Genomic DNA, 23,340 nt, shown 5'->3' with positions numbered 1-23,340 from the left:
ATAAACTTTCATTTAAAAGCAAAAGTCAATACATTTGATATTTATTTCGTACAGATGATTTACTGGATTATTACGTGTATAGCTGTTTTGACGGTAACTTTTTTTATAGTGATCAATATGAAGGCATTTGGTGGAGTGCCAAAAGGGAAGAGGCTGAAGCGTATCAGACAGTCAAAACTTTATAAAAAGAAACAGTTCAGGAATATCAGTCATACTCCTTCCATTACTGAAGGCTACAAGATGTGGAAAGTAACCTACGATTTCTTTTTAGGAAAAAAAGATCCGTTGTTGAAACCTTTAACAGCCATTCCATCTCTTCATACCAATCTGAAAAATATTGATAAAAATAAGGATGTATTGATTTGGTTAGGACATTCATCTTATTATCTGCAGACAGATGGAGTTTCCTTTTTAATAGATCCTGTGCTAAGTCTTTATGGATCACCTTTTAAATACTTTAATAAGGCTTTCAAAGGATCAGATATTTTTAAACCTGAAGATATTCCGAATATTGACTATCTTGTGATAACGCATGATCATTTTGACCACCTGGATTACCCAACTGTAAAATCTATCGGAGAAAGAACAGGAATGGCCATTATTCCTTTAGGAGTAGGGGCACATCTGGAAAGATGGGGCTATCCTGAGAGCAAACTTATTGAAGAAGAATGGGGAACAGAAGTTGCCCTGGAAAATAATATAAAAATTGTCTTTACTCCTGCCAGACATTTTTCCGGCAGAAGGGTAAGGCAGAATGATACGCTATGGAGTTCCTATGTTCTGATAACACCTACAAAAAGAATTTTCTTAGGCGGAGATAGTGGCTATGGTTCTCATTTTAAAACAATAGGCGAACAATATGGCCCTTTCGATTATGCTGTTCTTGAGAATGGACAATATGGAGAGGCATGGAGGTATATCCATACATTGCCGGAAGATGTTATTCAGGCTGCTATTGATCTTAAAGCAGAACGAATTATCCCGGTTCATGCTGCCAAATTTGCATTGGCACTTCATCCGTGGAATGAACCTTTACAAAAGATAACGGCTCTTGGAAGAGAAAAAAAACTGAACATCCTCACTCCGATGATCGGAGAGGTGGTAGATCTGAATCAGTCAGAACAAAAGTTTACAGCCTGGTGGGAAAGCTGATCAGGCATGCCAGATTTCTTTATATCTTGCGGGATGATTTTCAAACTGTTGTCTTACAAAATCACATTCCGGGTCTACAAGCAAATCTTTTTCTTCTGCGTAGCGTACAAGTTCATCCAGCAATAGTTTAGCGTATCCTTTTCCCTCACGCTCTTCGTCAAGTTTCGTATAATATACAATAAGCAGTCTTCCGTCAACCTCTATAGACATATAACCTGCCTTTTTCTCATCGATAAGTAGCTGCAATTCATCCTGATATTGAGATACCTGAAACTTTATATTTTCCATAACAATGTAAGATTTGGTTGATCAAAAATAATTTGAGAAAATTTCTTTAAAAACATTCTCTTCATTAAAATTACGAAATTAAACTATATGAAATAATAATTTATGGGAATCTTAACGAATTTTATAACATAAGTGGATAAAAGATAAAAGATAAAAGATAAAAGATAAAAGATAAAAGATAAAAGATAAAAGATAAAAGATAAAAGATAAAAGATAAAAGATAAAAGATAAAAGATAAAAGATAAAAGATATTACCATTAAATATCTGTATGCCAGGATCAATAGAAATGGGCTTAGCCCGCCACACGATATATAATTCTCTACGGCTTTTAGACGAAACTTAAATATGTGTTTTTATAAATCTGCAATGTGTTGATTATTAATATGTAATAGGGTTGTTACTTAATAATTCTTAGGATATAATCATAACCTTAAAATAATTAATGTTTAAGAATTTAATAAAAAATACAGAAAATAATTCAAAGATAATCAGTTGTTTGTGGTTTTTTTTAACAAATATTAGTATTTGTAATTAATAATTGGCACTTTAATTGACTATCACTTGGTAATTATTTTTAAAGTGGAATGAAATGAAAAAGTTAATATTAACAGCATTATTGGTTGGGACATTCAGCTTAAGTTATGCCCAGTCAGATTATTATAATGATTACAGAAGGAGTATCTCTGATATCAACTGGCAAAGAGTAATTACTGATCTTGTGCTTTCAACAACACAGGCTAATCAGATTTATGTGTTAAATGACAGATATCGTGATTATGATACCTGGAATAGAGTGTATGTGGTGGAACCGGGAAGATGGAGAAACGACCGTTATTCAGAGCTGGAAAGAATTCTGGGTAGAGAAAAGTATATCATCTTTAAAAAGAAGTACTACAGAGGACAGAATCCTGTAATTGTTTACGGAAGAAACAAAAACGATTATAAAAAATACCGTAAACAACAGGAGAAGTATTATAAAAATCAGGAAAAATATTACAAAAAACAAAATAAACATCATGGTCACGGACATGATGATTGGGATTAGATTATTATCAACTCAATATTCACTCTTAAATGGCTGGCAGCATTGTCAGCCATTTAATTTTTTAATCCTATAATTTTTATGATTTAATTTGTTTGATTTTTATAACTTTGATTTATGGAATCACACGAATCACTGAATGGTTTTTATGAAAGGAATGCTCCTAATCTGGCATCTCAATGTGTTGGGGTGAATAAAATGGGGCACTTCAATGTCTTTTCACGGGAGTATTGCTCTCCGCATACTCCTTACAGCAGGAGAGATTATTATAAGATTTCACTCATCATTGGAAAAGGAAAACTTCACTATGCTGATAAATGGATCAAAGTAGATCGCCCCGCCTTATTGTTTTCCAATCCCATTATTCCTTATTCTTGGGAAGCTGATGATGAAGATCAGAAAGGTTGGTTCTGCCTTTTTACCGATCAGTTTCTCCACAATGGAAGCCGTATGGGAAACCTTCAGGATTCTCCGCTGTTCAAGATTGGAGGAACACCTGTTTTCTTTGTCGATGAAGAGCAGCAGAAGATACTTTCTGAGATGTATATCAAAATGATGACGGAGATTCAGTCAGATTATATCCACAAGTATGATATGTTGAGAGCATATCTTCATCTGATGATACATGAAACAATGAGAATGCAGCCGGCAGAAAGCTTTGAACCTTATCAGAATGCTTCCCAAAGAGTGGCGTCCTTGTTTATGGAACTATTGGAAAGACAGTTTCCTATCGACAGCCCTGAGGCTTTTTTGAAATTAAAAACCCCGAATGATTATGCTCAAAGTCTTTCCATTCATGTGAATTCTTTGAACCGTTCGGTAAAAGAGATTACAGGAAAAACAACCAGCCAGCAGATCACCGCAAGGATTATTCAGGAAGCCAATGCCTTGCTGAAACATACGGATTGGAATATTTCCGAGATTGCCTACGGATTAGGCTTTGAAGAACCTGCTTATTTCACCAATTATTTTAAAAAACAAACCGGAATTACTCCCAATGCCTTAAGAATGGATGTTGTTTGAATTTTATAATTCTTAGTTTGAATTCTATATCGTGGTTGGTTTCCGGATGTTCTAATTTTGTCATGTAAAATTAAATCATACCTATCATGAAATTTAAAAAATTAGGAAACACAGAAGAACAGTTATCAGCAATCGGTTTAGGATGTATGGGAATGAGCTTTGCTTATGGTCCTACAGACGAGCAGGAAAGTATCAATACCCTGCACAGAGCGCTGGATTTAGGCGTCAACTTTTGGGATACAGCAGATATGTATGCTAATGGAGAAAATGAAAAACTGATCTCCAAGGTTTTAGTGCCAAACAGAGATAAGATTTTTATTGCAACCAAATTCGGATTCAGGTTTAAAGATGGTAAAGCGAGCCACAGCGGTGCTCCGGGAACTTATTTCGACGGCTCTCCGGAATGGATCAGACAGGCAGTAGATTTAAGTCTTCAAAGATTAAAGATTGATACCATTGACCTGTATTATGCCCACAGAATAGATCCCAATGTTCCTGTAGAAGAAACAGTAGGCGCTATGGCAGAGCTGGTGAAAGCAGGAAAAGTAAAATATATCGGATTATCTGAAGCTTCTGCAGAATCTATCAGAAAAGCGAACAAAATTCACCCTATTGCCGCCTTACAGTCAGAATATTCCATCCTTACCAAAGATGTTGAAAAAGAGATTTTACCAACCATCAGAGAGCTTGGGATTTCTTTAGTCCCTTATTCCCCATTGGCAAGAGGACTTTTTACCAATATTTATGAAGCGCAGAATCTTGGCGATGACGATTTTAGAAAATCATTACCGCGTTATCAGCAGGAGTATCTTGAAAATAATACCAAACTGGCTAACGAAATCAATGAGTTGGCAGCTTCCAAAGGAGTAAAAGGAACCCAGCTTGCCTTAGCATGGGTGTTGAATCAGGGAGATGATATTATCCCGATTCCTGGTACAAAACGAATCAAATATCTTGAAGAAAACATTGCCGCTGTTAATATTGAGCTTTCTCAATCAGATCTGGATACCATTGATGCGATCCTGAAAAAATACCCTAATGTGGGAGAAAGATACAATGAAGGTTCAATGAAACTGGTGAACAATTAAAGACTATGTTAGATAAAAACTGAGTTCCTGGTAATGAAGGAGCTCAGTTTTTTTTGTTTTAAATTTTAAAATGAAAAACACTCAGCTATGAACAGAAGGGAATTATTAAAGAACGGATTATTGGTAGGAACATTAAGCATGATTCCTTTTTCCGGTTTAATGGCACAGTCTAAAACAACTGTTGAAAAAACTGGAGATGACCTTTCCGGTTTTAAAAAATTAAAATTGGGTGAACTGGAAGTTTTTGTACTAACAGACGGATATATTCATGAAGAAAACCTTAACTCATTCGCTCCCAGAGGAAATATTACAGAATTGAAATCAATCCTTAAAAACAATTTCAGACCGGAAAATTATATCGATATGGCGATGAATATTCTATTAGTTAAAACAAAAAATAAACTCATTTTATTCGATACCGGAATGGGGATTTTTGCTGATGAAAGAACCGGATTTCTATTAAAAAGTCTTCAAAAAGCAGGATTTTCCGCGAAAGATGTTACTGATGTCTTCATCTCTCACGCCCATCCGGATCACATTGGCGGAGTCGTGGATAAACAAAACCAGTTTATTTTCCCCAATGCTGATATTTTTATTTCTAAGATAGAACATGATTTCTGGATGAAAGCTTCCATCAAAGACTTCAGCAACAGTGCGCTAAAAACTCAACCTGAATTTCTTAATCAGATTATTCCTGCAATTCAGAATATTTTGAAAACGATTCAGCCTAAACTGAAATTTTATGACCTTAATCATCCATTATATGACTATTTTAGTTTCCAGTTAGCTCCCGGTCACACTCCCGGTTTAACGGTTACAACCATCTCTTCAGAAAATGAAAAGCTGATCTATATCGCAGATTTGATTCATTCTGATGTCATTCTTTTTCCACATCCTGAATGGGGCTATTTCGGTGACACCGATCTGGATATTGCAACGGCATCAAGAAAAAAACTCCTTCAACAATTGGCAGATACCAAGATCAGAGCATTTGCTTATCATTTACCATGGCCGGGTTTGGGATACACAAAGAAAAAAGCAACAGCATTTGAATGGTTTCCGGAAAGTTTTATGAATTAGCTAATAGGTAGCAGATAGCAGTTTGTAGGTGAAAGGATAAGAGGATTAGGGATAAGTGATATATCGACATTGATTAATACATATGTGCTCAGTATTCCCCTCCTCCGGAGGGGTGGCAAAAATTCAAAGAATTTTTGACGGGGTGGTCAAAAACGGGATGATACATCATACATGCAATACAATCAATAGCAGCGGACTTTAGTCCACTTTCAAAAACAGTATTCCTCTATCCGCCTTCAGCCAAAACTTATTCATCACCTCACTGAAACAACAGATCCTCCCAGGCAACGGAAGGATCTGTTTCAAACATAAGAAAAAATTAGAGTTTTATCATTAAGCTTCTCCAAATACCAATTCAGGAGAATAAAGCTTTCTGAACATGATGTAAGTTACCGTTAACACAGAAAAGGCAACAATTGCATCTACCGTAGACGGAAAACCCAGGACCGCAATTTTTGAAAAGAAAGCAAAAAGAATATCAAAGAACATTCCTGCAAACACCCATTCTTTTAGTCTCAATAATTTATTGGGAAGCAAAAGAACTATAACTCCGGAGATTTTAAAAATACCCAATATATAAATAAAATGAGGCGGATAACCTAGCTGTTGAGTAATATCCCATACCACCGGATTCTTTGTCAGTTCAAAGAAACCGCTGGCTCCAAACCATAATGACATAAAAATAGTTCCTGCCCAATAGATGATTTTTGTTGTTTTTGTTTTCATTGTTGTAATTTTTAGTGATAATTAAATTGTACAGTATTTTATTTAAAAGCTGTTTTTGCTGATCCTGAGATTTCTCCCGTTCTCCTATTCTGAATAAAAGCGATGACTTCCCAGTTTTCCGGAGAAAAGCCTTCCGGAAGTTTAAATGTTGTGCTTCCTTCCTGCTGCTTAGTCAAAGTGATTGGGTTTTGCTTATGAACAATTTGCCAATGATGAAGATGACGTCCCTCATTTTCACCTTTTCCTACCTGAGTAGAAGAATGTTTTTCTATGAAATTAATAAGAAGTATATTCTGAGGATCGGTGGAAGAGGCTTTATACTGAACATTAACTGCATTCTGAGAAACGGTTGCAGATAATTCTACATTTGTTTTTTTAGAAGCAAACAAGGCTTTCTGAATGGCATTTTTGATATTGTTTTCATCAGAGCCTACAAATTCTGTTTTTCCGTTGACTACAAGCTGTGGAGTATAAACCTGTGAATTCAATATTCGGCTGTACTGCTGTTGTCGTTGAGAGTTTTCAGAACTACTGAATCGGTCTTTCCACCCAAGGCGGTTCCAGTAATCAACATGGTAGGAGAGTAGATACACAGGTTCATCCTTATATTCTTTTTCAATTTTTCCCATCAGCTCATCAGCAGGAGGACAGCTTGAGCAGCCTTCTGAAGTAAAAAGTTCCAAAACAGCAAATCCGTTATTCTCAGAAGCTTGAGATTGTGATGTCTTTTGTTCTTTATTTTGATGGATAAATGCTGAGGTAGCAAATAGTAATGCGGTGAAAGCGCTTACTGTGATTAAGTTTTTTAGTATCATGTCTTTTAATTTGATTCAAAAGTAGATACTCTTCAAAGGCAAAAGAATGCAAAAAAGGGTAAACCGGACAAATTAAGAGGTGAATCCGGAAATTGCAGGGGGAAGTATTTAAAGGCTGTATGCCGGAAGAGAGAGGAAGGAAGTTTTTGGAGTGCAAAAAGGAATTGGTGGTTATATTTTTTGATAGTAAAAATACGAGTAATGAATCTTAAAAAAATTAAAGCAAAAGAAAACCCTGATCATCTCAATCAGGGCTATAATTTATTTAAATAAGACTTTGTCTTCAAGTACTTCCAGCATCCATCCTCCATCTTCCTTACTGCTTTATCTATCCTCCAGCCAAGTAAAAAAACTATGGGTCTTTTCTTTGTTAATCAAAAGTTTTTCAGGGGTTTCAATAGTGAGTTTTACCAGTATTTTACGCTGAAAATAATGTTCCATCTCCTTAATGGCTTTAAAATTAACAAGATATTGTCTGTTAACTCTGAAAAACTGCTTGTCAGACACCTGTTCTGCCACTTGTCCCAAAGGCTGGGTAACAGGAAACTGTTCCTTTGTGAATGTAACCAGATGGGTGATCTCATTATGAATGTAAAAATAAGCAATGTCTTCGGTAGGAATGGTGGTGTATTTCTGATTTTTAAAAACCAGAAAACTACTCTTACCTGCGGCAGCAGGCTGTCTGATTTTCTGTATCAGAGACTCCAGGTCCGGAAGATCATTTTTCTGGAAGAATTTTTTCAGTTCATCAACCTTTCGCAGGGCTTCGGCAATATCTTCTTTTGAAAATGGTTTTAAAACATAATCAACGCCTTTACTTTTAAAAGCATCCAGCATATATTGATCAAAAGCAGTACAAAAAACCACAGGACAGGTGATCTCCACCGATTTGAAAATTTCAAAGGAAAGTCCGTCCGAAAGATGGATATCCATAAAAATAAGATCGGGTTTAATGTCCTTTAAGCCTTCAATACTTGTTTCAATACTGTCATAAACACCCAGTATTTTTGAGTCCGGTTTTAAGTCTGATATCAAATTCTGCAGGGATTTTGCAGCCCGGAATTCATCTTCAATAATGATTATATTCATGGATTAATGGTAATTTTATCTGAAACTTTTTTTCGTCTGAGTTAATCATAATATCCTTTTCCAGCAAATGTTTGTAACGCATTTTAATATTGTCAAGACCAACTCCCAAAGAATCTTCAGGATTCACTTTTCGCTGTATAGGATTTTCAATTACAATATGATCATCAGCAGTGTAAATTTTAATATGTAAAGGTTTGCTTTGAGAAACAATATTATGTTTGATACAGTTCTCCACCAAAAGCTGAAGCGTAAAAGGAGGAATAAGGGTTTGGGCGGTTTCTTTTCCAAGTTCGTTGGTGAACTTAATTCCTTCTCCAAAACGGGCTTTCTGAAGGAATAAATAAGAATCTACTATTTTCATTTCTTCCTGAACGCTGATGAGGTCCAGTTTTCTGCTTTCCAGTGTAAATCGATAAAAATCAGATAATTTTACAATAAAATCAACAGTTTCTTCATCACGGGTTTCGGCCATCAGTTTTAATGTGTTCAGACTGTTAAAAAGAAAATGAGGGTTGATCTGCTGTTTTAACAATTCATATTGAGCTCCTAAATTGTCACTTTTTACCTTTTCCAGTTCAAGCTGTACCTGTTGTCCTGTATAATTATTCTGAAGAAGGCTCAGGAACATATAGCACACCAGATTGATCAGGATTCCTCTTACCTCGATCATCAGCATCACCGGACCAAAATTAATATGGGAGAGAATCAGCTGCTGAATCCAGGCCAGGCCAAACATAATTACCATACCAAAAGCGAGTACTACCATCAATCTTGAATACGAGATATGCTGTCTGCGTTTTGTGGTGCGGTTCAGCATATAAATATTGATGTACCACATGATCACCGAAAATGCTGCCGTAATAGCTGAGTTGACCACGGCTTCTTTCCAGTCGAATTGATGGGATGCCAACTGAGGTACGGATGATAAAATACCCAGGAAAATGGAGCTTATCCAGATAATAGCTTGTGAGATTTTTATTTTTTGCTGTTGCATGAAATCTGCTGATTTGAAAAGGTTAAATTAACCTTTTTTATTTAAAATATTATGATAAATAGTGAAACTGTAGTTTTTTATTAAGGCCTGTTTACAGGGCGATAACTCATAAAATACTGTATTCTTTCTTCTTTATTGGGTGAGCTGTTTTGTGGTAGACTATTTTTTATATCATAGGAAACCTTTCCAAGATGATCAGCCTGAACAGTTTCAATACTTATCAATTCTCCGGTGATGGTTCCTCCGATATATTGAGGATTATCATGATACTTCCAGGTTACCAGTTTCATCACAGCACCTGCTTCAGGGGTCTGGATTTCTTTTGTTAAAGATTCCAGTGCTTTTTCGTTCCCATATAAGGCAGACATAGTTTCTTTTTTAGGACTTAAAGAATTAGAGATAAATTTGAGAGGTCCCGGGTCAAAGACAACCCTTGAAAGGCCATTATTCATATCACTATTTTCTTTGCTGCAGGCGGTAAGAGAAACAAGGCTTACCAATAAGATCAGGATTGTATTTTTCATTTTTTCTGTAAATTTTGAATTAGTCTTTGGGTATTTACTTTCATGGGAACATCAAACAGGTATCCTGTTTTTTCTGCGAGTTGTCTGTGGCAGGCAATGCAGGATTCTTTGGCGAAGGAAGCCGTTTTTCCTGTTGGATGGAGATCATCTCCTGAGAATTTCGCAAATCCCCAACCCTCAGTATCTTGATATTGCTTGGAATCTTTGACCATAAACTGCGCATTGATAAATTTCCCGGGTCTGATTTCCCCATTTGGAAGTTCCTGTTGCTTCCACACAGATTTTACTACAATACTTCCGTCCGGCCAAGAATGAAAATCTTCAGTTTCTACCGCTTTTACAGCGATGTCATTTCCATAGATTACACGGATGGAATTGTCAAAAAGAGTACTCATGCTGATGACTTTCCAATTTTTAAAATCAGGAGTATATTGAACTCCATTGGGAGAAACCGGAAATTGAGCTGGAGCTAGGTCAGTTTTAGCTGCAGAAGGTGAATTGGGCACAGTTTTATTTTGTATAGAAGGTTGTACTGAGGATAATGAAAGGGTATATTTTTTGATCGTTTCAATATCTTTTGCTGTAATCTTGGCTGAGGGATGCAGAAGGGTGTACTCATGGAGAGGCATTTTACCACTTTGCATCATATTGAGGATAGCGTACATTTTTCCCTGATGTTCTGCAGGAGATAACTTTTCCCATTCTGAGAAGTTCAAGACTTCTCTGGCTCTTTTGATATCTTTGTTTACAGCCCAGGAAACAGGAGCAAGTTTATCATACCAGCTTAAATTCTGCTGATTGGAATGACAGCTGAAACATGAGTTTTCAAGAATACTGATCACTTCCCTTGGCGCTTCAATTTTTCCTGTAACCGGTTTCCCTTCCAAAGGTGTGCTAAATAACTGCAACCCTCCGAAAATTCCTAGAATAGCCAGAAATACGATGGCAATGGGATTTCTTTTTTTCTTTACGGTATCCATAATGCGTATTGTTTTATTTTTCTGGATCAAAAGTAGGCGGGTAGTACATGCTGTGAAACGGAAAACTGTCCGAGCTGGACAAATCAAAAGGTGAATCCGGAATTTTTAACCCCGAAAATCTACAAGAAAAATCCCGGTAACACAATTACCGGGATTTGATTAAATCTGTTGTTTATAAAGTAATACCACCATCTATCACAATTTCAGTTCCGGTGACATAGCCTGAAATCTGATCATCTGACAAATAGGTAACCAGTTTGGCAATCTCTTCAGCGGTTCCCATTTTCTTCATTGGAATCTGTTCTATGAGATGGTTTTGGATATTTTTCAAAGTTTCTTCATCCAGGCCTGCTTTACTCATGATTTCTGTTTTTATCGGACCCGGACTTATCATATTCACTCTGATTTTTCTTGGAGCCAATTCTGCTGCTGCCGTTTTGGCAATAGAATTCAACGCGGCTTTGCTTGCCTGATAAGCTGAACTGTTGGGTTTATAGGTAGACGCAACAATAGAAGATAAAAAGATGACAGAAGCACCATCATTTAACAATGGTATGAATTTGCTTAATGTAAAATAAGCTCCTCTGAAATTAATATTCATCACCTGATCGAAATTTTCAACATCCATATTTTCAATAGGAGTCAGAGTTCCGGTAATTCCTGCATTGATAAACAGAATATCTGCTTTACCGAACTTTTTCTCTACTTCTTTCTTCAACAGATCAATATCATCAAGATTAGACTGGTCTGCTATGAACGGGATTGCTCCAAGTTCCTGAGCTGCTTTTTCTACAGCTTCTTTTCGTCTTCCGGTAATGATTACGGTTGCTCCTTCTGAGATAAGTTCTTTGGCTGCAGCGAATCCTATTCCGCTGTTTCCTCCTGTTACGATAGCCAGTTTATGGGTTAATTTTTTCATTGTAAAATTTTTTGACAAAGTTATTTCAAAATGGTATACTTTTGTAACCAGTATCACAGAGTATACCAGTATCATTCTTGATATCACTTAACTTTGCAGCTATGGAAAGAGATCAGACAGAAGAACTTAGAGCCTTGCAGGATACCCTTTATTTTATCGGAGGAAAATGGCGTATTCCTGTTATCAATTCACTTTGTAACGGAAACAGACGTTTCAGGGAAATTGAACGAAGTATTCCCGGAATTACTACCAGAATGCTTTCCAAAGAACTGAAAGATATGGAACTGAATAAACTGCTAAAACGCACCGTTTACCCGGAAACTCCTGTTTTAATAGAATACGAACCTACAGAATACTGCCGAACCTTTGGAAATATTATTCAGGAAATGATCAACTGGGGCAGGGAGCATAGGAGAGTAATTGTGGAAGACAGGTAAGGTGGCAGATGTTAGATTGCAGGAATTAGAATTAGGGATGCGTTGATCTTGATGAGTATATATGTACTCACTATTCCCCTCCTCTGGAGGGGTGTCAAAAATTCAAAGAATTTTTGACGGGGTGGTTTTTAAATAGTTCAGTTTTTAAATTCCGGAGTGGTTACAAAAAAAAGCTCCTTAAAAAGGAGCTTTCATTTATATCAAAACGAACAATTAAATTCCGTCAATGATTTCATTTAAAACCGTACTAGGTCTCATTGCTGCATACGTTTTATATGTGTCAGTTTTGTAGTATCCTTCAATGTTCTGAGGTTTACCCTGAGCACCAATTAATTCAGCATTGATTACTTCTTCGTTTTCCTGCATTGCCTGAGCAACCGGAGCAAACTGAGCTGCCAGTTCAGCATCTGCAGTCTGGTTAGCTAGTGCTTCAGCCCAGTACATTGCTAAATAGAAGTGAGAACCTCTGTTATCGATCTGACCTACTTTTCTTGCAGGAGATTTATCTGTCGCTAAGAATTTGGCGTTAGCTTCATCCAATGCATCAGCCAGAACCTGAGATTTCGTATTTCCCTGAGTTTGTGCCAGGTGCTCTAAAGAAGCCTGAAGCGCTAAGAACTCACCTAGAGAATCCCATCTTAAGTATCCTTCTTCTAAGAACTGCTCAACGTGTTTTGGAGCAGAACCTCCGGCACCAGTTTCAAATAAACCACCACCGTTCATCAATGGTACAATAGAAAGCATTTTTGCAGAAGTACCAAGCTCAAGAATTGGGAAAAGGTCTGTTAAATAATCTCTCAATACGTTTCCGGAAACTGAGATTGTATCTTTACCTTCTCTTGCTCTTTTCAACGTTTCAGTCATAGCATCTTTTACATCAAGGATTCTGATGTCAAGACCTGTTGTATCATGATCAGCAAGATATTTCTCTACTTTTTTGATGATTTCTCGGTCGTGAGCTCTTCCTTTGTCTAACCAGAAGATAGCAGGAGTATCAGATAATCTTGATCTGTTTACAGCTAATTTTACCCAGTCCTGGATAGGAGCATCTTTAGTCTGACACATTCTGAAGATATCATCTTTTTCTACCTTCTGAGAAAGAAGAATGTTTCCAGCTTCGTCCTGAACTTCTACAGTTCCGTCAGCAGCTACTTGGAAAGTTTTATCGTGAGAACCATATTCTTCAGCTTTCTGAGCCATTAAACCTACGTTTGGAACAGATCCCATAGTGGTAGGGTCTAATTTTCCGTGCGCTTTCATATCATCAATCACAGATTGATAGAAACCAGCATAAGAACGGTCTGGAATGATACAAACGGTATCTTCCTCATTTCCGTCTTTGTTCCACATTTTACCTCCTCCTCTTACAAGGGCAGCCATAGAGGCATCGACGATGATGTCAGAAGGTACGTGGAAGTTGGTAATTCCTTTGTCAGAATTTACCATTGCCACTCTAGGTCCTTCAGCAAGAGCTTTTTCAATATCAGCTTTAATGTCAGCTTCCTGAGCATTTCCTTTGATTTTTTCAAAAAGATCCGCAAGACCATTATTTGGATTGATATCTAACGACTTGAAAGTCTCAGCATATTTTGTAAATACTTCTTTGAAGAAAGTTTCAACGATAGCCCCGAAAATGATTGGGTCAGAGATTTTCATCATTGTTGCTTTAAGGTGAGCAGAAAGAAGTACATTTCTTTTCTTAGCTTCCTCGATAGCTTCCTGAACGAACGCTCTTAATGCATTAAGGTTCATTACAGAAGAGTCAATTACTTCACCAGCCTGAAGACCTGCGAAGTCTTTTAATACAGATTCAGAACCGTCGTTTCCTTTGAATACGATTCTGTATTTGGTGGCATTTTCTAACGTTGTAGAAGTTTCTGTACCGTAGAAATCACCATTGTTCATGTGAGCTACGTCAGTTTTGCTGTCAGATGCCCAGTTACCCATTCTGTGAGGGTTTGCTTTTGCATAGTTTTTAACAGCTTTTGGAGCACGTCTGTCAGAGTTTCCTTCTCTTAATACTGGGTTTACAGCACTTCCTAATACTTTGGCATATTTAGCTTTGATTGCTTTTTCTTCGTCATTTTTAGGCTCTGCAGGATAGTTTGGAACTGCGAAACCTTTACCTTGTAATTCAGCAATCGCTGCATCCAATTGAGGTACAGAAGCAGAAATGTTCGGTAACTTAATGATGTTGGCTTCAGGTTTTGTTGCCAATTCTCCAAGTTCTGCCAAAGCATCACCGATCTTTTGGTCGTCTTTTAAAAACTCAGGGAAGTTGGCTAAAATTCTTCCTGCCAAAGAAATGTCCGGTACTGCGATTTCGATATCTGCTGATTTTGTAAAAGCTTTTACGATAGGTAAAAACGAGTGAGTAGCCAGCATTGGAGCTTCATCAGTAAGTGTGTAATAGATTTTTGATTTTTCTGACATTATACTGTTATTTTTTATTTGAAATTTTAAGTCCCACAAATTTAGTAAATATCATTGTTTTATTTAAGATATTTCCATAAAAAAAAAGAGGCTTTTGACTCTTTATATTGATATCTGCTTAATTTATGTTCACCTTCCGGTTATATTTATTTTAGAAATAATTTTATAATGTTCAGAGGCTGAACTTTTTGTCCTTAAAATCAGGCTTTTTTGAGGCTGTAGTTATATAGTAATTATGTCTGATAAAACTGATTATCAATAAGATGTTTTTTATTTTCACTTTAAGATTAATTTAACCATAATAAAACCGGAAAAACTTTCTTTTTTGATTACATTTGAAAAAATAAAAAAATAAATATTATGTCAACGACAATCACTTTAAAAGGAAACGAAGTACACACAATAGGAGCATTACCATCAGTAGGAACCACTGTAAAAGACTTTGCATTGGTAGATTCAGGATTAAATGTAAAAACACTTCAAAATTTTGACGGAAAGAAAAAAGTATTCAATATTTTCCCAAGCATTGATACCCCTACCTGTGCCGCTTCTTCCAGAAAATTCAATGAGGAAGCTTCAAAACTTGATAATACGGTGATCATCAATGTTTCTAAAGACCTTCCATTTGCATTAGGAAGATTCTGCGCGGCAGAAGGATTGAATAATGTAGAAACACTTTCAGACTTCAGAAGCAGCTTCGGAGACGATTATGAAGTGACCATCGCAGATTCTCCTATGAAAGGATTACTGAGCCGTGCCGTAATCGTTACTGACGAAAACAATAAAGTAGTTTATACAGAGCAGGTTCCGGAAATTGCTAATGAACCTAATTACGATGCCGCTCTTGCAGCATTGAAATAATAAAATAATTTTTGTAGAAAAGCCTTGTGAATATGATTTTGCAAGGCTTTTTTAATTAAAAAATTTGAACATGGTAAAAAGAATCGTAGTCAATATTAAAACGAATACTATTTCCAAAGCCAGCCGGTTTTATCAGGATATTCTGGGACTGGAGGTTTTGATGGATCATGGCTGGATTAAAACATTGGGTAATGAGGAAGAAGCCAAAGCTCAGATCAGCTTTGCTGAACAGGGTGGAAACGATACGGAAGTTCCTGATCTTTCCATTGAAGTGGATAATGTGGATGAAGTGTATGAAAAGATGAAAAAGGCCGGTTTTGAAGTCACTTACGAACTTACTAATGAGGACTGGGGAGTTCGCAGGTTTTTTGTCAGAGATCCATTTGAAAAGCTGATCAATATACTGTCTCACCAATAAAACAGTTTCCCAGGGCCACATGTTTTACCATAATGGGGCATTATTAATGATCCGGATCATTAAATAGTAGAGGAATAAAACTTACCTTTACATTTTAAAAACGGAATGAAACGTTCAGGAACTGCAGATTTACCCCTTCACTATGGCAAAGTACCGCCATGGCTGTATGAGCGTATGTCTGTTCTTGGGCTTTCCATTATTGAAGTCATTCTCATGGATTATGGTAAAGATGAGGTTCTACGCCGGTTGGCAGATCCATTCTGGTTTCAGAGTTTTGGAGCCGTGATGGGAATGGACTGGCATTCTTCAGGGATTACCACTTCCGTAATGGGAGCTTTAAAACGTTCTGTTAACCCAAATTCTCAGTCGCTGGGGCTTTATATCTGTGGCGGAAAAGGGAAGTTTTCCCGCGAAACTCCATCAGAGCTTATTAAAATTGCAGATAAAACCGGACTGAACGGAACAGAACTGGTAAGAGCCAGCAAGCTTTCTGCAAAAGTAGATAATACGGCCATCCAGGATGGTTACCAGCTGTATTTACACAATTTCATTCTTTCAGACAACGGAAACTGGAGCGTCATTCAGCAGGGGATGCATGAATCTGACGGAACAGCAAGACGTTACCACTGGCACTCGGAAAACATTACCTCTTTTGTAGAACAGCCCCACACAGGAATTAATGGGATTTCAAGAGGGAGAATTCTTAACCTTACGGATACCGAAGCCTCGGATAACAGAAAAGGAATTCTGAATATTTCCCATACCGATTCGGCTGAGGTGATGAAAGATTTTGCCAGATTGATTCTACCTGCTCATCATGATGTTCGGGCTTCTGATGTTGATCTGAAACGTCTCGGAGCCCTTCTGTATGTTACCAGAGAACAGCAGCCACAGAATTTTGAAGACCTGCTGATGCTGGAAGGAGTAGGTCCAAGAACCATGCAGTCTTTGGCTTTGGTAAGTGAAGTGATTCACGGAGCACCGTCAAGATTTGCAGATCCGGCAAGGTTTTCCTTTGCTCATGGTGGTAAAGACGGACATCCTTTCCCTGTTCCGATCAATACGTATGACGAAAGTATCAGCATTCTGAGAAAAGGGATTGAAAAATCCAAACTTGGAAATTCTGATAAGCTGAATTCTTTAAATAAACTTCATCAGATCATAGCAAAAGCAGAAAAAGATTTCACTCCGGATTTTGATATTCAGCAGGTGATTGAAGAAGAAAGGCAGAATTCCTGGCGTTTTGGTGGGAAAACGGTATTCGGCGATGCCCAGAAACCCACTGCTCCAAAATCAATACAGCTTTCCCTGTTTTGAAAAAATATTTCCTGTAAAAAGCTTACAATGACTGTATCGGGAGATAGTCATTCCCATCCTCCGGAGGGGTGGCGAAAATTCAAAGAATTTTTGACGGGGTGGTCAGAGATAGTATGTTTCAAATAACTGTTTAAAAACAAAAAGCTTTGAAATGTATTTAATTTCAATAGAGTATGTCCTTTTGATAAAAATATTCAATGCTTTGTTTAATGTTTTTTGCTCTGAATTCAATTAAAAATTTTACTTTTAAAGACTTAAAAAATTGACACCAAATGACCAATAAAGCTTTAGAAACCTGCTATGATTTCCCCTTTTTTTTCCCTGAAGAGCTTGCTGAAATATTCCAGGCTCATGAAAAAACATCTTTCCAGAAAGGTGATTTCATTCTTGAGGAAGGAAAAACAGCCAATGAATATTATATTCTTGAAAGCGGATTGGCGCGTTCCTATGTGAATGATTTCAACGGAAATGAAGTAACAACCCACTTTTTTGTAGAAAATGAAGTCATTATTGAGGTTTTGTCAATGTTTCAGCGGGTTCCGTCTCAGGAGAATATCGTTTGTATTACAGACTGCGAGTGCTGGAGGCTGGATTATGATACCTTCCAGGAGTTGTTCCATAAAATCCCCAACCTCAGGGAATGGGGAAGATCGTGGATGTCTCAGGAGCTTTTTGCCTACAAACAAAGATCTGTAGAAATGTTTACCCTTTCTGCCACCAGAAGATACCTTAATCTGCTGGAGCAAAAATCTAAAGTCATACAATTTGCCCCCTTGAAACAAATAGCGTCCTATCTGGGAGTTACAGATACTTCTCTGAGCCGTATCCGTAAGGAAATCGTCTCTCATCCTAAGAAAATTTAAATCTTGCCCTATGGCAAGTAGATTTTCATTGCACCTCGGTAATTTTGGATTACAGATTAACACTAAAATTACGAAAAATGAAAGTCAACCAAATTTATGTCAACCTTCCGGTAAAAGATGTACAGAAAACCAAAGAATTCTGGACTAAGGTAGGTTTTTCTATCAATGAACAATTCTCTGATGATAAAGCAACCTGCGTTGTTTTGAATGATACCATCTATGTGATGTTTCTGCAGGAAGATTATTTTATGACCTTCACCAATAAACCGGTTGCCAAAGAAAATACCAGTCAGGTTCTTGTAGCGGTAGGTTTGAACAGCCGTGAAGAAGTAGATAAAATAGTAAACACTGCTGTAGATAACGGAGCACGACAGCACGAAGAACCCCAGGATTACGGATGGATGTATCAGAACTCCTTCTGGGATCCGGATGGGCATGGCTGGAATATTACTTTTGCAGATATGTCTCAAATGCCTGCTGAATAAATTAATCCAAATAAAAAAATAAATCTTGCCCTATGGCAAGCACATTCTTACCGAATCCCGGTAATTTTGGATAACAATCACCACTAAAATTTACAAAATGAATATTACAGATATTTACGTCAATTTACCTGTAAAAGACGTTCAAAAAACCAGAGAATTCTGGACGAAGCTTGGCTTTTCTATCAATGAACAGTTTTCAGATGAGAAAGCAATATGCGTAGTCATGAAAGAAAATCATATCTACACCATGTTTCTTAAAGAAGAGTTTTTCCAAACCTTTACCAACAGACCTTTTGCTAAAGGAGATACAACACAGGTACTTCTGGCCATCGGAGTCAACAGCCGGGAAGAAGTAGACGGTATGGTAAAAACAGCGATCGAAAATGGAGGGTCAAAATACAGTGAGCCTGTAGATTACGGATGGATGTATCAAAGCAGTTTTGCTGATATCAACGGCCATCAGTGGGAAGTAGTGCATGGTGATGTCTCTCAGATCCCTGCAGAATAATCCATAACACCACAAAATATATCATATGGAAACACAATCAAACGATATAGAAATCATAAAAAATCAGGTAACCAGTAACTATTTTGTGATTACGATGAATATCGATGGTATTACCCATGAAGAATCTATGATTTTTCCCAATGGTGAAGCCAATTGTATGAACTGGATCCTTGGACATTTAATTTACATCAGAAATCCATTACTGAATATTTTAGGAGAAGATTCTGTCTGGGATAGTGAAAGATTTTCTTTCTATAACAGGGGTGAAATTGCTTTAGATCATCAAGATAAATTGATTAGTTTCGAAGATTTAAAATCCTATCTTAAGCAATCCCAGGATAAACTGGAAGCAAAGCTCAACACACTTAAGAGTTTTAAACCTGAAATGGTTAAAGATATATCAACCTTAAGCCTTCATGAAATCTATCACAGTGGGCAGCTGGGTTATCTCCGCAGAATTTTAGGAAAACCGGGTGCTATAAAATAGCATGCTATTTTTAGACTCCTTACTTCGCTCGGAATGACAGGTGCATCGCTGAAATATGAGTATTACCTTTTCAGAAGGTACAATTTTATCGCAGATAAAATCCTTGCGACTTAAAAACGCATAGTTTATAAAACTCTTAGCGCCTTTGCGTTTCTCCAACCTACTAACCTCTAATTTCTAACTTCTAATCTCTGATTAAAAATGAACACACCAAAATCAAAAAAAATGGAGCTCGTTATTCCGGCTTACAGAATGCATTCCCAAAGCTTTATGAATGTTTTGGACGGCATTTCGGAAGAAGACGCCTTGAAAAGAATTGAAAATAAAACCAATCATATCGTATGGATGGCAGGAAACTTTGTCAACATGCGCTATGGATTAGGTTCAGTACTTGGGCTTCAGGGAGAAGACCCTTACAATGATTTGTTTTTCCAGGGAAAAGCATTGAATGAAAGTTTAAAATATCCAACCCTGGCTGAACTGAAAGAAAACTTTCATTCAATTTCAGCTAAAGTCTTTCAAAAACTTCATGAAGTAACCGATGAAGAGCTGGATGAAATATTTGAAATAGGAATGAACATCCCTTTCATTAAAGAAACAAAACTCAATTTTGTCGGAATGTGCATCGGCCGTGAAGACTACCTCTGCGGGCAGATAGGTCTCATGCGCAGAATTTTGGATTATCCGGGAATGAAATATGATGTGGACGAAAATCTTAAATATTAATAATGAATCCAGTAGAAAAAGGCTATAAAAAAGTCAACGGGATCCAACTATATTACGAGATCTACGGATCAGGAAAACCTGTGGTTTTAATCCATGGCGGTGGCTCTTCAATGCTTTATGATTTTAAAGAAGTCATCGCAAGGCTTGAAGATAAATTCCAGCTCATAGGAATCGATTTACAAAATCATGGCAGAAGTGAGCACCGCGATATTCCGGAAACATTTGAACAGGATGCAGACGATGTTGCAGGACTTTTGGCAGAACTTAACATTGAAAAAGCTTCATTCTGGGGATTCAGTAATGGAGGAAGTACCGTAATGCAGATTGGGCATCGTCATCCCGGAATTGTTGAGAAATTAGTGGTTGCCTCTGCTTTTTATAAAAGAAGCGGAATGATAGACGGCTTTTTTGAAGGAATGCAGGAAGCAACTTTTGAATCAATGCCGGAACCTTTTAAAATTAATTTCTTAAGCCTCAATCCTGATTTCTCAAAGCTTGAAAACCTTTTTGAGAAAGATTGTAGAAGGATGCAGAGTTTTCAGGACTGGAATGATGAAGTGCTGAGGTCGATCAAATCACCTGCATTATTTATCAGCGGCGATCAGGATGTGATGAAGCCGGAACATACTGCCGAAATGTGGCGGTTGGTGAAAGGCTCCCGGTTACTGATACTTCCCGCAACTCATGGTACTTATATGATGCCGGATTTTGATGGAAGTATTGATGCCAACTTAATAGACTTTACCGTCAGGGAAGTAGAAAAATTTTTAAACCATTAAGCGTTTTTTTATTCATAGTAAATTAATTAATCCTTAATGGATCAACAGTAGAAACAATATTTTATAATAATAACTTTAAAATTAAAAATCATGGCTAAATTAAATCCGTATCTGAATTTTGATGGAACAGCTGAAGAAGCGTTCAATTTTTACAAAAGTGTTTTCGGTGGTGAATTCATTGGTGGAATTCATAAAATGGGCAATGCTCCCGGTACCGAAAACCTGTCAGAAGAAGAAAAAAACAGGGTAATGCACATCGCTTTGCCTGTAGGTGGAGACCTGTTAATGGCATCCGATATTGTACCGGCATTCGGGCAGACTCTTACCGTAGGAAATAATAATTATGTGTCTATTTTCCCTGATTCAAAAAGCGAAGCAGACAGGATTTTTAAAGAACTTTCTGATGGCGGAAACGTGGAAATGCCTATTGAAGATCAGTTCTGGGGAGACTACTTCGGATGTTTTCAGGATAAGTATGGTGTTCATTGGATGGTGAACTATAATGAAGAATCTGCAAAATAATCTTATATTTAACTAATGATAATAAAGAGATGCTCATTTTTGGGCAGCTCTTTATTTAAACTTTTAAAAATATAGAACTATGGATCCAATTAAAATAGACATCACAATTTTAGCACCGGTGGAGAAGGTTTGGAATTATTTCAATGAACCCAAGCACATTACGAAATGGAATTTCGCCCATGAAACCTGGCACTGTCCTAGTTCTGAAAATAACCTTGTAGTAGGAGGCAAATTCAAAAACAGAATGGAAGCAAAAGACAAAAGCTTCGGATTCGATTTTGAAGGCGTATATGATGAGATTATTCCTCATGAGATCATTAGGTATCACCTTGAAGACGGACGAAAAGTGGAAGTTGTATTTGATAAGATAGATGAGAATACAACGAAAGTGATTGAAATTTTCGATCCGGAAAAACAAAATTCTGTGGAAATGCAGCGGGATGGCTGGTATGCTATTCTCAACAACTTCCACAAATATGTTGAGAATCATTAACAATATTTTTTTGTAGCCATGATCAATCTAGTTATCATGTCAAAGAGTTTAAACTCTATGTATGCTTTTAATTATGACTCTGCAGAGCAATTCCTTCACGGAGTTATTGCAATACCTGCTAGAAAAGCCTTAGAAAAAGAAAAAATAAATTCTTTGGAAAAACTTTCAGATTATTCCGAAAAAGAAATCATGCAGCTGCATGGTTTCGGTAAAAATGCGATGATGAAACTGAAGAATTACATGAAAGAAAATCAGGTCTGCTTTAAAGAAGCATAATATATATACAACTGAAAAATTTTGCAGTGTCATTGCAGTAAAACGGATTGGTATCGTTTAAAAGCAAAGGCATAAGATCTGTTTTTGCTGTATAGAAAGTTAAAAATACATCACCCTTTTAAAAATTAAAATTATGAATAACGATATTTTCCCATGTCTCTGGTATGATGGAGACGCCAAGCAGTCAGCCGAATTTTATTGTAAGGTTTTCGGAGGCGAAATCACTGCAGATACTCCTGTTGTCATGAATATTGATTTGTTTGGACAGAGAATTATGCTTCTGAATGGAGGCCCGCAATTCAAAAAAAATGCTTCTATCTCTTTTATGGTAATCTGTGAAACAGAAGACGAAGTTCAAAAATACTGGGATCAGTTACTGGATGGCGGAATAGCTTTGATGGAACTGGGGTCTTACTCATGGAGCCCGAAATACGGATGGGTTCAGGATAAATATGGCGTAACATGGCAGTTGTTTCTGGGAGAAAAAGCAAGCGATCAGAAAATAATTCCGACTTTGATGTTTATCCATCAGAATAACGGAAAAGCCAAAGAAGCAATGGAACTTTACACGAAAACTTTTCCCAATTCAAGCATCGGAAATATATTGACCTACGGAGCAGGGAGCGAAGGACATAACATTCCGGAACCGGCAGAAAATGTTCAGCATGCTCATTTTACAATCGATAATTACAGCGTATTCTGTATGGATAATTCCTATGATCACCCATTTGACTTCAATGAAGGAATATCTTTAGTAGTAATGACTGATGATCAGGAGCAAACCGACAGATATTGGAATGCCTTTACAGCCGATGGCGGCAGAGAAAGTATGTGCGGCTGGCTGAAAGATAAATACGGATTAAGCTGGCAGATTGTTCCTAAGAGACTCATCCAGCTGATGAATGATTCTAACCAGGAAAAAGCCTATAAAGTTGTTCAGGCGATGATGAAAATGCAGAAAATTATTATTCAGGATCTGGAAGATGCTTATAATTCTTAAATATTTTCGGCGTA

The 23,340-nt window shown here is 37.1% G+C and carries 28 protein-coding genes; 19 read left to right on the top strand and 9 right to left on the bottom strand.

All coding sequences use genetic code 11. From position 1 onward, the window contains the following. Window positions 1-117 precede the first annotated feature (117 nt). Window positions 118-1,152 carry an MBL fold metallo-hydrolase gene (locus PZ898_RS06145; protein ID WP_277695042.1) on the top strand — a complete coding sequence of 345 codons (1,035 nt, stop codon included), beginning with the start codon at window positions 118-120 and terminating at the stop codon, window positions 1,150-1,152. Here the strand turns inward: PZ898_RS06145 and PZ898_RS06140 are convergent, their stop codons facing one another. Continuing rightward, window positions 1,153-1,440 carry an N-acetyltransferase gene (locus PZ898_RS06140; RefSeq protein ID WP_062675288.1) on the bottom strand — a complete coding sequence of 96 codons (288 nt, stop codon included), beginning with the start codon at window positions 1,438-1,440 and terminating at the stop codon, window positions 1,153-1,155. It abuts the gene before it with no gap. A gap of 590 nt (window positions 1,441-2,030) precedes the next feature. Between PZ898_RS06140 and PZ898_RS06135 the strand changes: the two genes are divergently transcribed. The 4 genes from PZ898_RS06135 to PZ898_RS06120 all read left to right on the top strand — a co-directional run bounded on the left by PZ898_RS06135 (window position 2,031) and on the right by PZ898_RS06120 (window position 5,674). Then, a complete protein-coding gene (locus PZ898_RS06135; protein ID WP_120231602.1) occupies window positions 2,031-2,486 on the top strand; it encodes a hypothetical protein in 456 nt (151 codons plus the stop codon). A 114-nt stretch (window positions 2,487-2,600) separates the two neighbouring features. Further along, window positions 2,601-3,506 carry a helix-turn-helix transcriptional regulator gene (locus PZ898_RS06130; protein WP_120231601.1) on the top strand — a complete coding sequence of 302 codons (906 nt, stop codon included), beginning with the start codon at window positions 2,601-2,603 and terminating at the stop codon, window positions 3,504-3,506. An 86-nt stretch (window positions 3,507-3,592) separates the two neighbouring features. Further along, window positions 3,593-4,594 (top strand): aldo/keto reductase, encoded by a 1,002-nt coding sequence (locus PZ898_RS06125; protein ID WP_120231600.1) that lies wholly within the window; start codon window positions 3,593-3,595, stop codon window positions 4,592-4,594. Window positions 4,595-4,681: 87 nt separating this feature from the next. Next, the gene (locus PZ898_RS06120) at window positions 4,682-5,674 is read left to right on the top strand and encodes an MBL fold metallo-hydrolase (RefSeq protein ID WP_123277734.1); all 993 of its coding nucleotides are present in this window, start codon (window positions 4,682-4,684) and stop codon (window positions 5,672-5,674) included. Window positions 5,675-6,007: 333 nt separating this feature from the next. On the opposite strand, the gene PZ898_RS06115 is transcribed toward PZ898_RS06120, so the two are convergent. The 7 genes from PZ898_RS06115 to PZ898_RS06085 all read right to left on the bottom strand — a co-directional run bounded on the left by PZ898_RS06115 (window position 6,008) and on the right by PZ898_RS06085 (window position 11,721). Next, entirely contained in the window at window positions 6,008-6,400 is a 393-nt protein-coding gene (locus PZ898_RS06115) for a DoxX family protein (RefSeq protein ID WP_277695041.1), read from the bottom strand. 38 nt (window positions 6,401-6,438) lie between these two features. Continuing rightward, window positions 6,439-7,215, bottom strand: coding sequence for a DUF1223 domain-containing protein (locus PZ898_RS06110; protein ID WP_277695040.1), 777 nt, complete (start codon window positions 7,213-7,215; stop codon window positions 6,439-6,441). A gap of 324 nt (window positions 7,216-7,539) precedes the next feature. After that, complete coding sequence (locus tag PZ898_RS06105; protein ID WP_277695039.1) at window positions 7,540-8,304, bottom strand: LytTR family DNA-binding domain-containing protein; 765 nt, start codon at window positions 8,302-8,304, stop codon at window positions 7,540-7,542. After that, window positions 8,285-9,298 carry a histidine kinase gene (locus PZ898_RS06100; RefSeq protein ID WP_120231597.1) on the bottom strand — a complete coding sequence of 338 codons (1,014 nt, stop codon included), beginning with the start codon at window positions 9,296-9,298 and terminating at the stop codon, window positions 8,285-8,287. Before PZ898_RS06100 ends, PZ898_RS06105 begins: the two co-directional genes overlap by 20 nt. An 80-nt stretch (window positions 9,299-9,378) precedes the next feature. Continuing rightward, window positions 9,379-9,822 (bottom strand): hypothetical protein, encoded by a 444-nt coding sequence (locus PZ898_RS06095; RefSeq protein ID WP_277695038.1) that lies wholly within the window; start codon window positions 9,820-9,822, stop codon window positions 9,379-9,381. After that, complete coding sequence (locus PZ898_RS06090; protein ID WP_277695037.1) at window positions 9,819-10,802, bottom strand: heme-binding domain-containing protein; 984 nt, start codon at window positions 10,800-10,802, stop codon at window positions 9,819-9,821. The genes PZ898_RS06095 and PZ898_RS06090 overlap by 4 nt, the downstream gene beginning before the upstream one ends. 172 nt (window positions 10,803-10,974) lie before the next feature. After that, complete coding sequence (locus PZ898_RS06085) at window positions 10,975-11,721, bottom strand: SDR family oxidoreductase (RefSeq protein ID WP_228432193.1); 747 nt, start codon at window positions 11,719-11,721, stop codon at window positions 10,975-10,977. 101 nt (window positions 11,722-11,822) lie between these two features. On the opposite strand from PZ898_RS06085, the gene PZ898_RS06080 reads away from it, so the two are divergent. Continuing rightward, window positions 11,823-12,158 (top strand): helix-turn-helix domain-containing protein, encoded by a 336-nt coding sequence (locus PZ898_RS06080; RefSeq protein WP_047377604.1) that lies wholly within the window; start codon window positions 11,823-11,825, stop codon window positions 12,156-12,158. A 213-nt stretch (window positions 12,159-12,371) separates the two neighbouring features. Here the strand turns inward: PZ898_RS06080 and PZ898_RS06075 are convergent, their stop codons facing one another. Then, window positions 12,372-14,591 (bottom strand): NADP-dependent isocitrate dehydrogenase, encoded by a 2,220-nt coding sequence (locus PZ898_RS06075; protein ID WP_062675276.1) that lies wholly within the window; start codon window positions 14,589-14,591, stop codon window positions 12,372-12,374. A 360-nt stretch (window positions 14,592-14,951) separates the two neighbouring features. On the opposite strand from PZ898_RS06075, the gene tpx reads away from it, so the two are divergent. The 13 genes from tpx to PZ898_RS06010 all read left to right on the top strand — a co-directional run bounded on the left by tpx (window position 14,952) and on the right by PZ898_RS06010 (window position 23,326). Beyond that, complete coding sequence (tpx, locus tag PZ898_RS06070; RefSeq protein ID WP_062675275.1) at window positions 14,952-15,452, top strand: thiol peroxidase; 501 nt, start codon at window positions 14,952-14,954, stop codon at window positions 15,450-15,452. A gap of 70 nt (window positions 15,453-15,522) precedes the next feature. Further along, window positions 15,523-15,870, top strand: coding sequence for a VOC family protein (locus PZ898_RS06065; RefSeq protein WP_277695035.1), 348 nt, complete (start codon window positions 15,523-15,525; stop codon window positions 15,868-15,870). Between the two features lie 105 nt (window positions 15,871-15,975). Then, on the top strand, window positions 15,976-17,187 hold the full coding sequence (locus PZ898_RS06060) for a DUF763 domain-containing protein (protein ID WP_277695034.1): 1,212 nt from the start codon (window positions 15,976-15,978) through the stop codon (window positions 17,185-17,187). A gap of 272 nt (window positions 17,188-17,459) precedes the next feature. Continuing rightward, a complete protein-coding gene (locus PZ898_RS06055) occupies window positions 17,460-18,050 on the top strand; it encodes a Crp/Fnr family transcriptional regulator (RefSeq protein WP_079242156.1) in 591 nt (196 codons plus the stop codon). A gap of 77 nt (window positions 18,051-18,127) precedes the next feature. After that, on the top strand, window positions 18,128-18,535 hold the full coding sequence (locus PZ898_RS06050) for a VOC family protein (RefSeq protein WP_120231590.1): 408 nt from the start codon (window positions 18,128-18,130) through the stop codon (window positions 18,533-18,535). 97 nt (window positions 18,536-18,632) lie between these two features. Beyond that, window positions 18,633-19,043: a VOC family protein gene (locus PZ898_RS06045; RefSeq protein WP_227942550.1), complete on the top strand. Its 411-nt coding sequence runs from the start codon at window positions 18,633-18,635 to the stop codon at window positions 19,041-19,043. A 25-nt stretch (window positions 19,044-19,068) separates the two neighbouring features. Further along, window positions 19,069-19,530, top strand: coding sequence for a hypothetical protein (locus PZ898_RS06040; RefSeq protein ID WP_277695033.1), 462 nt, complete (start codon window positions 19,069-19,071; stop codon window positions 19,528-19,530). A 201-nt stretch (window positions 19,531-19,731) separates the two neighbouring features. Next, window positions 19,732-20,256, top strand: a complete 525-nt coding sequence (locus PZ898_RS06035; RefSeq protein ID WP_216444382.1) for a DinB family protein — start codon at window positions 19,732-19,734, stop codon at window positions 20,254-20,256. 2 nt (window positions 20,257-20,258) lie between these two features. After that, a complete protein-coding gene (locus PZ898_RS06030; RefSeq protein ID WP_277695032.1) occupies window positions 20,259-21,035 on the top strand; it encodes an alpha/beta hydrolase in 777 nt (258 codons plus the stop codon). A 90-nt stretch (window positions 21,036-21,125) separates the two neighbouring features. Further along, window positions 21,126-21,557, top strand: coding sequence for a VOC family protein (locus PZ898_RS06025; RefSeq protein WP_277695031.1), 432 nt, complete (start codon window positions 21,126-21,128; stop codon window positions 21,555-21,557). Window positions 21,558-21,636: 79 nt separating this feature from the next. After that, window positions 21,637-22,050 carry an SRPBCC family protein gene (locus tag PZ898_RS06020; protein ID WP_062675265.1) on the top strand — a complete coding sequence of 138 codons (414 nt, stop codon included), beginning with the start codon at window positions 21,637-21,639 and terminating at the stop codon, window positions 22,048-22,050. A 36-nt stretch (window positions 22,051-22,086) separates the two neighbouring features. Further along, a complete protein-coding gene (locus tag PZ898_RS06015) occupies window positions 22,087-22,326 on the top strand; it encodes a hypothetical protein (protein ID WP_228432187.1) in 240 nt (79 codons plus the stop codon). A gap of 133 nt (window positions 22,327-22,459) precedes the next feature. Next, window positions 22,460-23,326, top strand: coding sequence for a VOC family protein (locus PZ898_RS06010; protein ID WP_120231584.1), 867 nt, complete (start codon window positions 22,460-22,462; stop codon window positions 23,324-23,326). Window positions 23,327-23,340 lie beyond the last annotated feature (14 nt).

Source organism: Chryseobacterium sp. WX (assembly GCF_029542485.1).
Classification (GTDB): domain Bacteria; phylum Bacteroidota; class Bacteroidia; order Flavobacteriales; family Weeksellaceae; genus Chryseobacterium; species Chryseobacterium cucumeris.
This window is presented reverse-complemented; position numbering and strand designations above follow the sequence as displayed.